The organism is Tropicimonas sp. TH_r6 (assembly GCF_033101155.1).
GTDB lineage: Bacteria > Pseudomonadota > Alphaproteobacteria > Rhodobacterales > Rhodobacteraceae > Tropicimonas.
Genome location: NZ_JAWMPX010000003.1, coordinates 49,422 through 61,907 on the forward strand (window position 1 = coordinate 49,422; position 12,486 = coordinate 61,907).

The following is a 12,486-nucleotide window of genomic DNA, read 5'->3' on the forward strand; positions in this document are numbered from 1 at the left end:
GCGCAGTCTGCCCCCGGGCGCGGGGTGGAGCAAGAGAAAGCGGGTCAGGCTTCCGACAGCGCCCAGTCCCAGTAAAGCTCTCTGGCGCGCCGCGTGACCGGACCGACCTGGTAGGAGACGTCGTCGAAGGCGGTGACCGGGGTGACCTTGGTCATGTTCCCGGAGAGGAAGACTTCGTCCGCCTCCTCGAATTCCTTGAAGGTCAGGACCTTCTCGATCACTTCGTAGCCATCCGCGCGCAGGTTGGTCATATGGCGGGAGCGGGTGATGCCGGCCAGGAAGGTGCCATTGGCGATGGGGGTGAAGACGGTGCCATCCTTGACCATGAAGGCATTGGCGGTGGCGGTCTCGGCGACATTGCCCATTGCGTCAGCGACCAGCGCATTGCCAAAGCCCTTGGCATGGGCCTCGGCGAGCATGCGGGCATTGTTGGGGTAGAGGCAGCCGGCCTTGGCGTTGCAGACCGAAGACTCGAGTGTCGGGCGGCGGAAGCGGGTCCGGGTCAGCGTGGTGGAGGCACCGGCCTCCTGCATCGGGATCTGTTCGAGACAGATGGCGAAGCCGGTGCTGCCCTGCTTGGGAAGCACCCCGGAGGCGCCACCATCGAGTCCCCAATACATCGGCCGAATGTAGACGGCTTCAGCGGGTGCATAGGCCTTGAGCCCCTCGCGGACGATCTCGACCATGTCTTCGGTCGACACGGTCGGGGTGATCATCAGCGCTTCGGCGGAGCGGTTGATGCGGGCGCAATGGGCCTGAAGGTCCGGGGCAACGCCATCGAAATAGCGCGCGCCGTCGAAGACGGTTGTCCCCAGCCAGGAGCCGTGATCGGCCGCGCGCATGATCGGGACGTCGCCCTCGTGCCAGGCGCCATCGAAATAGGTTCGGATATTGATGCCCACCGCCATCGGGAATTCCTTTCTCTCAGCCGGCGCGACACTAGGAGCCTGCGGTGGAAGCGTCCAGACCCGTGGGGTGCGGCATGGGAACATGGGCTGGGGACAAAACGCGGACGGAGCGGACCTTCGCTGCGCGCGCAACGGTAGCCGTGCCTGCGCCTGCCCTTGGGATGGCGCTGAAACGATTGTGATCGGCACTTTATTCCGGCCAAACCCGGAAACGTCCAATCCATTGGGCGCGGATGACAAAGCGCCAGCCCGCCGGGACGGGCAGGCGCTGGCACGGCGCCTTCGGCTTGATTCCGTGCCAATCAAAGCTCCGTTTCAGCTCTTGGGCCCTCCGGCAGCCGCGGCTATGCCTCAGCGGCCGACGAGCCCGACGATCCGGAACGCCTCGCTCAGGATCGGCTCGGCGATCTCGCGCGCCTGCTCGGCGCCATGGGCCAGGATGCGGTCGATCTCTGCCGGATCGGCCATCAGCCGCGACATCTCTTCCGAGATCGGCGCCATCTTCTCCACCGCCAGATCCGCCAGCGCCGGCTTGAACCGGCCCCAGCCGGCGCCCGCATATTCGGCGATGACCTGCTCGTCCGTCTGACCGGACAGCCCGGCATAGATGTCGACAAGGTTCTTGGCTTCCGGCCGGCCCGCAAGCCCCTCCAGCGTCTCGGGCAGCGGCTCGGGATCGGTCTTGGCCTTCTTGAACTTCTTGGCGATCGTGGCCGCATCATCGGTCATGTTGATGCGTTCCATGTCGCTCTCGCCGGACTTGGACATCTTCTTGGTCCCGTCGCGCAGGTTCATCACCCGCGTCGCCGGCCCCTCGATCACCGGGGCGGTCTCGGGGAAGAAGTCCACCTTGTAGTCATGGTTGAACTTCTGCGCGATGTCGCGGGTCAGCTCGACATGCTGCTTCTGGTCCTCGCCCACCGGAACATGGGTCGCGTGATAGATCAGGATGTCAGCGGCCATCAGTGCCGGATAGGCATAGAGGCCGAGGCTCGCCTTCTCGGCATTGGTCCCGGCCTTGTCCTTGAACTGGGTCATGCGGTTCATCCAGCCGACCCGCGCGACGCAGTTGAAGATCCAGGCCAGCTCGGTATGGGCCGAGACCTGGCTCTGGTTGAACAGGATCGACTTGGTCGGGTCGATGCCCGAGGCGAGAAAACCGGCGGCCACTTCGCGCGTGGCAGCATGCAGCTCGGCCGGGTCCTGCCAGACGGTGATCGCGTGCATATCGACGACGCAATAGATCGTCTCGTGGCTGCCGGCCTCCTGCCAGTCCACGAAGCGCTTTATCGCACCAAGATAGTTGCCCAAGGTCAGCCCGCCAGAGGGCTTGATCCCGGAAAAGACGCGCGGGGTGAACTTCGAAAGATCGGACATTGGTTTCTCCGGCTGGATATTCCGCCGGCAACCGCTTACCCATGCGCGCATATCGCGTCAACCGGAGGCAGCCATGAAGGCCGAGCCACATGATAGTCCGTTCAACTCGATCCCGCCCGTGGTGGTCGCCCTCGTGGCGGTGCTCTTCGGGGTCGAGCTGCTCTTCTACCTGTCCAAGTCAGGGCTGATCGGCGGCACGCGCGGCGGCGCCGACTGGCGCATCTTCGCCATCCAGGACTACGCCTTCTCCGGCGAGATCTTTCGCTGGATGATAGAAACAGGACGCTGGCCGATGGAGCATCTCAAGCGCTTCGTCACCTATCTCTTCGTGCACGCCTCCTTCACGCATATGATCATGGTCTGCGTCTTCGTGCTGGCGCTCGGCAAGATGGTCGGAGAAACCTTCCGGCAATGGACAGTGCTGGTCATCTTCCTGGCCTCGGGCATTGTCGGCGCGCTGGCCTATGGCTTGCTTCTGAACACGGGCCAGCCGCTCTATGGCGGTTATACGGGGGCCTACGGGCTGATTGGCGCGTTCACCTTCATCCTCTGGGTCGGGTACGGGCAGAACGGGCAGAACCAGATGCAGGCTTTCCGGCTGATCGGGTTCCTGATGGGGATTCAGCTACTCTTCGGGCTGATCTTCGGGGCCAACAAGGATTGGGTGGCGGAACTGGCCGGATTCATGACCGGCTTCCTGCTCTCGGCCGTGCTGCAACCGGGCGGTTGGGGCGCGCTGGTCCGGACAATGCGACAGAGATAGGCACTGGCTTGGGACGGGTCGGCGCAGAGGAAAGCACGGATGCCCCCTGCCCTCCTGCGCGATCTGCCCCTTGCCCTACAGTTCTGTCCGCAGCCTGCGGCGCGCGAAGACCAGCAAGGTCAATTCGGACCACCCTGACCGCCGCGAAACGTGTCCCACCATTCCTGTGATCCCATGACCAGCGCAACGCTGCTCTCATAGGTCGGCAGCACCGGCATCCCTGGTTCGGCTGGCGCCAGCGTGACATCGGCCCAGACCGGCAGGTGGTCCGAGGCGCGGCTGGCCAGCGTTCCCTCCTCAACCCCGGCATCGGACAGCGACACTTCGCGGCCGAGCGCGAACCTGTCAAGCGACGCGATCGGGCGCGCGGCGTGGAAGGACTTGCCCGGGCAGACCACAGAATAAGCAGCCGCCAACGGTTCGAGCCCGCGATCCTCGGACCATTCGTTGAAATCCCCGAGCAGCACCGTGCGCTCCGGCGCGTCATCCAGATGACCCCGGATGGTCTCCAGTTGCAGACGGCGGAAATGGCGCACGAGGCCGAGATGCGCACCAACCAGCGCCAGCGGCCCGTCCGGCGTTGCCACGTCCACCCGCACCGCCCCGCGCGGCTCGAGCCCCGGCAGGTCGATATGGCCAGTGGCCAGGATCGCGTGATCGCGCCGGACCAACACCGCGTTGCCATGCCAGCCAAGGCTGACATCGTTCTGTGCCAGTGGCGCGATGCGAAAATCCGTCTCCGACTCGATCATCTCGCGACAGAGCACCGAGGGCCGCTCGCCCAGCCGTTTGTCGACCTCCTGCAATGCCACGACATCCGCTCCGAGCCCGTTGATGACATCAACGATTCGACTTGGATCGCGGCGGAAATCGACCCCCACCGCCTTCTGGATATTGTAGCTGGCCAGCCGCAGGCCCTGTCGCATCGGGTCTCCTCTCTAAAGAATGGGCGCCAACAGCCGCGCGAAGGGCGCGCCGACGCGGCGCTGCCAGGGCTGCGCGTTGAGATCCGTCTCAAGTAGATAAGCACGGGCGAAATCGTCTTCCAGCATCTCCTTGACCGCCTCCGCCGCGCGCGGGTCGAACACCAGCACCGTTGCCTCGAAATTAAGCCGGCAGGACCGATTATCCATGTTGGTGGTGCCAACAGAGGCAATCTCGTCATCCACCAACACGACCTTTTGATGCATGAAGCCGGCATCATAGCGCCAGACCCGCACGCCCGCAGAACGGACCTCGTCGAAATAGGCGAAGGCGGCGAGCCAGGGAAGCCGGTGGTCGATCACCTCCGGCACAAGGATACGCACGTCGACCCCGCGCAGGGCCGCCAGTTTCAGCGCCGTGAGGATATCCACATCCGGAACGAAATAGGGCGAGGCGATCCAGATCCGCTCCATCGCTCGGGTGATGCAGGCACAGAAATAGAGCGAGCCGGTCTCCAGCATGTCGCCCGGACCGGTGGCGACGACCAGCGCGTCCATATCCTGCTCCGACGGTTCGGGTTCCCAGTCGAGCCTGGAAAGCAGTAGTGTCTGCGTTGCCCAGTGCCAGTCCTCGGCAAAGACGAGCTGGAGCTGCATCACCACCGGGCCGGTCAGGCGGCAATGCGTGTCGCGCCAGGCGCCGAAGGCGGCGTCGCGGCCCAGGTATTCGTCGCCGACATTGAACCCGCCGATGAAGCCGACCTGACCGTCCACGACCACCGTCTTGCGGTGATTGCGGAAATTGACCTGGAAACGGTGGCGCGGACCGTAGAGCGCATGGGCATTGACCACCTCGACCCCGGCGTCGCGCAGCTCGTCCAGATATGCCTGCGGGAGCTTTGCCGAGCCAACGGAATCAAAGAGCAGCCGCACCATGACCCCACGCTCGGCGGCCGCCTTGAGCCGTTCAGCGAAATCCTGTCCGAGCCGGTCGTCATGGATGATGTAGAACTGCACCAACACATAGCGTTCGGCCATGTCGATCGCCTCGAAGATGGCATCGAAGGTCCGAGCCCCGTCGATCAGCAGCTCGAACCCATTGCCGCCCACAACCGGGAGGTTCGCGATGGCCTCGAAGGAGTCAAACCCGAAGGGCGCGCCGGTTCCGTTGGCCGGATGCGCCTTGGAATAGGTCTCGACCCCCTTGATCACCTCCTCGGAATCGCGCCGTGCGATCACGTAGCCGCGAAAGCGGGTATGGCCAAAGAAGAGAAAGGCCGGAACCGCGAACCAGGGTGTCGATATCAGGAAAACGACCCAGGCGATGGAGCCCTGCGGGGTCCGGGCCTTGGCAACGGCGCGATAGGAAAAATAGATCGCAACCCCCTCCAGAAGGACATAGGCGGCGGCAGAGATCGTGACCCACATGTCTGGTTCCTCCCGTCCGGATCCCTCCGGACAGTTCGATTGTTCCCGGGCGCAGGGGGCGATGCAAGCCTCCAGCTTGGCGCCGCCGCCTTAGCGCTGCCGCAATACCGCCGAGACCGGGGCAAGCGCGACCTGGCCGGATTTGCCGCCAAGCGCCCATTCGAACAGGGCCGTCACCGTTTCCAGCCGGGCCCGGCCAACCATGATCACCGATCCGTCCTGCGCCGCCTTGAACGCCGCGCGGTCGAGATAGCGCCGGATGGTCGGGCTGCGCTCATCCTGATTGTCCAGCGCGCGGTAGACCAGTGCCACCGGCGCGTCGCCCTTGCGTGCTGCGGCTTCCAGCGGGCCGAGCCCCCCCGACCAGCCGAGAACGCCATGGCCGTCCCGGGCGGCGAAAGTCAGCGCCTGTTGGGCGAGCTGTCGGCGTCCGGCCAGACCATTCTCGGCGAGATCCATCACCGCGACCGCCTGCGGCAGTTGCGCCAGGTGCGATTCGAGCGTGGTTTCGACATCGCCCGGCGTTGCCCCGTCGGGCAGGCCGGTGGCCAGCGCCACGATCTCGAACCCGGCTGCGGACAGTTCCTCTGCCGCGACCCGCGCCTCCGGCCGTGTCGGATCGATGGCGAAACTCACCGGGAAGGTGAAGGTGCCAAGCACCGCGCGGTCGATCGCGCCCGTGCCATCATCGATCAGGATCACCGAAAAGAGCGGTTTGCCGTCAGGGTTTTCGAAGGGACGGGCATTGCGGACCAGCGCGTCGAGGCGCGGTGCATCCGCCGCCTCGGCGTCGATTTCGGCATCCGCCGTGTCCACTGCGTCCACAGCGGCCTCCGCAGCCTCTGGCGCCGCGGCACCGACCTGCGGCAGACGCGCGCTGGAGCCGGTCCGCTCCGTCAGCGGGCGTACCCGCGCGGCAAGACCGGTGGTCGGCGCCGAGGCCAGTTCCGTTCCGTTCAAACGGTCGGCTTCTGCTGTCTGGGCGGGGTCAGCCGGCGCGGCGGATTCCGTGGCCTCGGGCGCGGGAGAGACGGCAGGGGTGCTCTCGGTCGAGCCCGTCACGGCCTCCGCGCTCCCTGTCGGCACCGGAACCGGCGGGACGCGTGGCGCGAGGTCACTGACCTCGGGCGGGGCGTCCGCCGAGACCGCATCCTGCGCGCCTTCAAGCGTTGCCTCGGCAGGGGTGGCTTGCGTTGTCGCAGCTTCTTCGACCGCGGCCACATCCGGCACCGGCACCGGGGCAGGTTCCCCGGCCTGCGAGGACAGGCCGGAAAGGCTCTCGGCCTCGGCTGCTGGCGCTGTCTCGCTGGACACGCGGTCGGCCGCATCGGCACCACCGGCGGTAACGGTCTCGGCCATTGCCGTCGCGGCGGCCTCGGCCGCTTCCGGCGAGACGCGTGCTTCCGGCGCGCTGGTATCGATCTGCTCCAGCGCGGTTGCGGCGGCGGCGATATCTTCCGGCGCGACGGTTTCGGGACGTGTGGGCGGCGGGAACCCCTTGGACAGCGCCGTAGCAGGCGCGCTGTCGCCGGAATCGACGGCCTTGGGCGCGGGTATGGCGGGCGCGTCCGGCGTCGTGGACAGCTCGGGCGGGATCGCCAGGGCAGCGCTGTCGCTGACTTGGGCGTTGGGCGCGGCAGGGGCGGTCACGGACATGCCCGGCGTGGCGGGACGGGGCGCGGGATCGAGCGCGAGCGCTGCACCGCCATCCTCGGCTTCAGGCGGCGGCGCCATCGGCGCGTGGCTCGCCATCGGCGCGCCGGCGCTGCCGGGCAGCGCGGCCTCCGTCTCGGGCAGCGCCTTGCGGAACTCGGAGCCGGCCGGCAATTCGACCCCGCCCGAGGCCGTTTCGACGGAGCGGGCCGTCTCTGAACCGTCAGGATCGGCGGCAGGTTCCGGCACTGTTTCGGCTTCAGGGCTCTCCATCAGCGGTGAAACCGGCGCAGCTTTGTCCGGATTTGCCGACTGCGCGTCTTGTTGAGCGACCTCAGCCTGCACGGGCTCAGCCGGTGCTTTCGCGACCTCTTGCGACGCCGCCTCGGCCTCGGGTCGCGTCGGCACATCCGCCGTTGCGTCCCCGCCCGTCGCCTCGGCGACCGGCACCGGCAAAGGTGTCAATTGTGAAACGGTGCCAAGCACGGCGACCGATATGATACTGCCCCAGATCAGGCCCGACAGGATACCACGTCCCATGCCTTACCCCTGTTGTTTTCGTTGTGCTTCCGCCTCGGGTGCCCATTCGGGCGAGCCTTGACCTTGACCCCGGCGAATGCCTCTGAGCATGTATAGCCCGACCCGTTCGGCGGTTCACCCCCTATTGCTTCGGACCATGCACATGCTTCTCCTGATCGACAACTATGACAGCTTTACCTACAACCTCGTCCATTACATTGGCGAGCTGGGAGCCGATGTAGAGGTCTGGCGGAACGATGCGCTGGACGTGCAGGCGGCGATGGGGCTGGGGGCGGAGGGAATCGTGCTGTCGCCCGGGCCCTGCGATCCGGCGAGCGCCGGGATCTGCCTGCCGCTGGCCAAGGCCGCCGCGGAGGCCGGCACGCCGCTGCTCGGCGTCTGCCTCGGGCACCAGACCATCGGCGAAGCATTTGGCGGCAAGGTGATCCGCTGCCACGAGATCGTGCATGGCAAGATGGGCCAGATCCATCATGACGGGCGCGGCGTCTTTTCCGGCATTGACGGGCCTTTCGAAGCGACGCGCTATCACTCGCTCGTCGTCGAACGCGAGAGCCTGCCGGACTGTCTTGAGATCTCGGCCTGGCTCGAGGACGGCACAATCATGGGCCTGCGTCACAAGACGCTCCCTATCGAGGGCGTGCAATTTCACCCCGAAAGCATCCGCTCCGAACACGGGCACCGGATGCTGCGCAATTTCCTGGACATGATGAAGGTGCCGGCATGAGCGACACTCTCAAACCCCTGATCGGGCTCGCCGCGGACCGCCCGCTCACCACAGAGGAAGCGGAAGCGGCCTTTGACGCGCTGTTCGAGGGCGAGGCCACCCCATCCCAAGTTGGCGGCTTCTTGATGGCGCTGCGCACGCGTGGCGAGACGGTGGGCGAGATCGCCGCCGCTGCGCGGGTGATGCGCGCCAAATGCAACGCCGTGACCGCACCGGCGGGCGCGATGGACATCGTCGGCACGGGCGGTGACGGCAAGGGGACGCTCAATATCTCGACCGCGACCGCCTTTGTCGTGGCCGGCGCGGGCGTGCCGGTGGCCAAGCATGGAAACCGGAACCTGTCCTCGAAATCCGGCGCGGCGGATGCGCTCGGGCAGATGGGAATCAACGTGATGGTCGGCGCCGAAGTGGTGCAGGCCGCGCTGGAAGAGGTCGGCATCGCCTTCATGATGGCGCCGATGCACCACCCGGCGATGCGCCACGTGATGCCCACGCGCGCCGAGCTCGGCACGCGGACGATCTTCAACATCCTCGGGCCGCTGACCAACCCGGCCGGCGTGAAGCGCCAGCTCACCGGCGCCTTCTCGAAGGACCTGATCCGGCCGATGGCCGAGACATTGCAATCGCTCGGCTCCGACGCCGCCTGGCTGGTCCACGGCTCCGACGGGACGGACGAGCTGTCCATCGCCGGGCCGAGCTGGGTCGCCGAGCTGAAGGACGGAACGGTAACGGATCGCGAGATCTCGCCGGAGGATGCCGGCCTGCCGGTCCACCCGTTCGAGGCGATTCTCGGCGGAACGCCGGAAGAGAACGGACGTGCCTTTTCCGCCCTGCTCGACGGTGCGGAAGGTGCCTATCGCGACGCCGTCCTGCTCAATACGGCGGCAGCGCTGGTCGTGGCGGGCAAGGCTGCGGATCTGCCGCAGGGGGTCGAGCTTGCTCGCGCCTCCATCGACAGCGGGGCCGCCAAGGCCAAGATCTCCGCGCTCGCGAAACTGACCTCCGAGGCCGGATGACGCTTGAGACCTCGCATATCGGCGCCTGGAGCGCCCTGCCCTTCTTTGCCGACACGCTGCCCGGCATCGAAGCCGCGCTTGCGCGCGAGGAGCGACAGGTGTTGCCTGCGCCCGGGCAGGTCTTTGCCGCGCTGGAGCTGACCCAGCCGGAGGATGTGCGCGTGGTTATCCTCGGGCAGGACCCCTATCCGACGCCGGGCCACGCCCATGGGCTGGCCTTCTCGGCGGAGGCGGATGTACGCCCCCTTCCCCGCTCTTTGGGAAATATCTACAAGGAGATGCGAGAGGATCTTGGAGACGCGCCGGAGACTGCGGATTTGCGTTTTTGGGCCCGCCAGGGCGTGTTGCTTCTGAACTCCGTGCTGACCGTGCCAGCGGGTGCCGCCGGCGGGCATGCGAAGCTTGGCTGGCAGGCGCTGACCGCGCAGATCCTCGCCAGGCTCTCCGAGACCCCGCACGCCTTCCTGCTTTGGGGCAAGCCCGCGCAGGCGGCGGCTGCAAAATCCGTCACCGGCACCGATCATCTCAGGATCGAGACCGCCCACCCCTCGCCGCTCTCCGCGCGCCGGGGGTTCTTTGGCTCCAAGCCCTTCTCCCGAACGAATGACTGGCTGCGCGCGCGCGGTCAGACCCCGATCAACTGGACCCGCCCGGAGGCCGCCCCATGAGCACCCCGACCATTCTCGAAAACATCAAGGCCTATAAACTGGACCATATCGCAGCGTGCAAGGACGCGCGCCCGCTGGAAGAGGTCGAAGCCGCCGCCAAGTCGGCCCCGCCGCTGCGACCCTTCGCCGACGCGCTCGCCAAGTCGATCCAGACCGGGTACGGGCTGATCGCCGAGGTCAAGAAAGCCAGCCCGTCCAAGGGGTTGATCCGCGAAGATTTCAACCCGCCCGAACTGGCGCAGGCTTATGAGCGCGGCGGGGCGACCTGTCTCAGCGTGCTGACAGACGGCCCGTCTTTCCAGGGCGATGACCCGTTTCTCGTGGCCGCACGGGAGGCGGTCTCGCTGCCCGTACTGCGCAAGGACTTCATGTATGACACTTACCAGGTCGCCGAAGCGCGCGCACTTGGGGCCGATTGCATCCTGATCATCATGGCTTCGGTCTCGGACGCGCAGGCCGAAGAGCTGGAAGCCGCCGCCGCCGAGTGGGGGATGGATGCGCTGATCGAGGTGCATAACCGCGAAGAGCTGGACCGCGCGGTGGGTCTGAAGTCCCGCTTGATCGGCATCAACAACCGCGACCTGAACACGTTCGTCACCTCGCTCGATACCACACGCGGGCTGATCAAGCATATTCCGGAGGACAAGCTGATCGTCTCCGAGAGTGGGTTGACCGGTCCGAAAGAGCTGGCGGAACTGGCCATGTATGGCGCGCGTTGCTTCCTGATCGGCGAAAGCCTGATGCGGAAGGACGATGTCGAAGCCGCCACGCGGGAGCTGTTGGCCAACCCGCTGACCGCCGCCCATGGCGGGGGCATGTGATGGCGCTCACCCATTTCGACGGAGCAGGCCAGGCCCATATGGTCGATGTGTCCGAGAAGGCCGTGACGGCGCGGGTCGCCGTGGCGGAAGGCTTCGTGAAGATGCTTCCGGAGACGCTGGCCCATGTCGAGGCCGGCTCGGCCAAGAAGGGCGACGTGCTCGGGATCGCGCGGCTGGCGGGGATCATGGGGGCGAAGAAATGCTCCGAGCTGGTCCCGCTCTGCCATCCGCTGCCGATAACCAAGGTGTCGGTCGAGCTTGAGACGGATGCGGACCTGCCCGGCGTGCGGATCTCGGCGACGGTGAAGACGACCGGCCAGACAGGTGTCGAGATGGAGGCGTTGACGGCGGTCTCGACGGCGGCGCTGACGGTTTATGATATGCTGAAAGCGGTCGAGAAGAGCATGGAGATCGGCGGCGTGCGGGTCGCGCTCAAGGATGGCGGCAAATCCGGGCGCTACGAGGTGACCGAATGATCCCGGTTTCTGAAGCGCTGGAGAAGGTGCTGTCCCTCGCCACGCCGCTGGCGACGGAAGTCGTGCCGCTTCAGGAGGCCGCGGGGCGGGTTCTCGCAGAGCCGGTCGTGGCATTGCGTATGCAACCGCCTTTCGCGGCCTCTGCGATGGATGGCTATGCGATCCGGGCTGCGGATCTGGCGCAGGGTGTACAGCTGCGGGTCATCGGCGAGGCACCGGCCGGGCGGGCGTTTGACGGGGCCATCGGGCCCGGTGAGGCGTTGCGGATCTTTACAGGCGCCGTGGTGCCACAGGGCGCGGATTTCGTCGTGATCCAGGAGAATGTCACGCGAGATGGCGACACGATCACGATTGCCGACGCCGATGCACATAATGACAATATCCGTCCCGCCGGCGGCGATTTCCGTCCCGGCGACCGGATCGAGGCGCCGCGCCTGCTGACACCGAGCGATGTTGCGCTGGCCGCGGCGATGAACGTGCCGGCACTCGTGGTGCGGCGGCGGCCTGTCGTGGCGTTGCTGGCAACGGGGGATGAGCTGGTCATGCCGGGCGAAGAGCCGCGAGACGACCAGATCGTGGCCTCGAACTCCTTCGGGTTGAAGGCGATGTTCCAGGCGGCTGGTGCCGAGGCTCGGATGTTGCCCATCGCGCGGGACACCGAGGCGAGCCTGCGCATGGCCTTCGCGCTGGCCGAAGGCGCCGACCTCGTGGTCACGATTGGCGGGGCCTCCGTGGGCGACCATGATCTCGTCGGCAAGGTTGCCGGCGATCTCGGTATGGAGCGCGCATTCTACAAGGTCGCAATGCGGCCGGGCAAGCCACTGATGGCGGGTCGGCTGAACCGGGCGGCGATGGTGGGGTTGCCGGGAAACCCTGTCTCGGCAATGGTTTGTGGCCATATCTTCGTTTTGCCGATGCTGCGGGCGATGCTCGGTCTCGGAACCAGCTCCGCGCCGCGCACGCAGGCCGTCCTGCGCTGCGACATGGCCGCCAATGGCATCCGGGAGCACTACATGCGCGCGCGAGTCGAAGCCGGTATCGTGACCCCATATGACCGCCAGGATTCAGCGTTGCTCACCGTGTTGTCGGGCGCCAATGCGCTGCTGGTCCGGCCTGTGGGCGATGGGCCACGCAAAGCCGGCGACTCGGTGCCGATCCTCCCGATTTGAGCGGAACAGTTGACACAAAA

At 66.4% G+C, this 12,486-nt stretch carries 12 protein-coding genes; 7 read left to right on the plus strand and 5 right to left on the minus strand.

Annotated elements, in window-relative coordinates; genetic code table 11:
- Positions 1-44 precede the first annotated feature (44 nt).
- Entirely contained in the window at positions 45-908 is an 864-nt protein-coding gene (locus tag R3X27_RS04250; RefSeq protein WP_317707587.1) for a branched-chain amino acid aminotransferase, read from the minus strand.
- A gap of 351 nt (positions 909-1,259) precedes the next feature.
- A complete protein-coding gene (trpS, locus tag R3X27_RS04255) occupies positions 1,260-2,285 on the minus strand; it encodes a tryptophan--tRNA ligase (RefSeq protein WP_317707588.1) in 1,026 nt (341 codons plus the stop codon).
- Between the two features lie 73 nt (positions 2,286-2,358).
- On the opposite strand from trpS, the gene R3X27_RS04260 reads away from it, so the two are divergent.
- Positions 2,359-3,048 carry a rhomboid family intramembrane serine protease gene (locus R3X27_RS04260; protein WP_317707589.1) on the plus strand — a complete coding sequence of 230 codons (690 nt, stop codon included), beginning with the start codon at positions 2,359-2,361 and terminating at the stop codon, positions 3,046-3,048.
- A gap of 119 nt (positions 3,049-3,167) precedes the next feature.
- Here R3X27_RS04260 and R3X27_RS04265 read toward each other — a convergent pair whose 3' ends face one another.
- The 3 genes from R3X27_RS04265 to R3X27_RS04275 form a co-directional block, all read right to left on the minus strand.
- Entirely contained in the window at positions 3,168-3,974 is an 807-nt protein-coding gene (locus R3X27_RS04265) for an endonuclease/exonuclease/phosphatase family protein (RefSeq protein ID WP_317707590.1), read from the minus strand.
- Positions 3,975-3,986: 12 nt separating this feature from the next.
- Positions 3,987-5,399: a cardiolipin synthase gene (gene cls / locus R3X27_RS04270; protein WP_317707591.1), complete on the minus strand. Its 1,413-nt coding sequence runs from the start codon at positions 5,397-5,399 to the stop codon at positions 3,987-3,989.
- A gap of 90 nt (positions 5,400-5,489) precedes the next feature.
- Positions 5,490-7,592, minus strand: a complete 2,103-nt coding sequence (locus R3X27_RS04275; protein ID WP_317707592.1) for a divergent polysaccharide deacetylase family protein — start codon at positions 7,590-7,592, stop codon at positions 5,490-5,492.
- A 142-nt stretch (positions 7,593-7,734) separates the two neighbouring features.
- Here R3X27_RS04275 and R3X27_RS04280 point away from each other — a divergent pair, with 142 nt between their 5' ends.
- The 6 genes from R3X27_RS04280 to glp are packed head-to-tail and all read left to right on the plus strand — an operon-like array spanning position 7,735 to position 12,466.
- Positions 7,735-8,316, plus strand: coding sequence for an aminodeoxychorismate/anthranilate synthase component II (locus R3X27_RS04280; RefSeq protein ID WP_317707593.1), 582 nt, complete (start codon positions 7,735-7,737; stop codon positions 8,314-8,316).
- A complete protein-coding gene (gene trpD / locus R3X27_RS04285) occupies positions 8,313-9,332 on the plus strand; it encodes an anthranilate phosphoribosyltransferase (protein WP_317707594.1) in 1,020 nt (339 codons plus the stop codon). Before R3X27_RS04280 ends, trpD begins: the two co-directional genes overlap by 4 nt.
- Positions 9,329-10,000, plus strand: coding sequence for a uracil-DNA glycosylase (locus tag R3X27_RS04290; protein WP_317707595.1), 672 nt, complete (start codon positions 9,329-9,331; stop codon positions 9,998-10,000). The genes trpD and R3X27_RS04290 overlap by 4 nt, the downstream gene beginning before the upstream one ends.
- Positions 9,997-10,821, plus strand: a complete 825-nt coding sequence (gene trpC, locus R3X27_RS04295) for an indole-3-glycerol phosphate synthase TrpC (RefSeq protein ID WP_317707596.1) — start codon at positions 9,997-9,999, stop codon at positions 10,819-10,821. The genes R3X27_RS04290 and trpC overlap by 4 nt, the downstream gene beginning before the upstream one ends.
- Entirely contained in the window at positions 10,821-11,297 is a 477-nt protein-coding gene (gene moaC / locus R3X27_RS04300; RefSeq protein WP_317707597.1) for a cyclic pyranopterin monophosphate synthase MoaC, read from the plus strand. Before trpC ends, moaC begins: the two co-directional genes overlap by 1 nt.
- Positions 11,294-12,466, plus strand: coding sequence for a gephyrin-like molybdotransferase Glp (gene glp, locus R3X27_RS04305; protein WP_317707598.1), 1,173 nt, complete (start codon positions 11,294-11,296; stop codon positions 12,464-12,466). Before moaC ends, glp begins: the two co-directional genes overlap by 4 nt.
- Positions 12,467-12,486 lie beyond the last annotated feature (20 nt).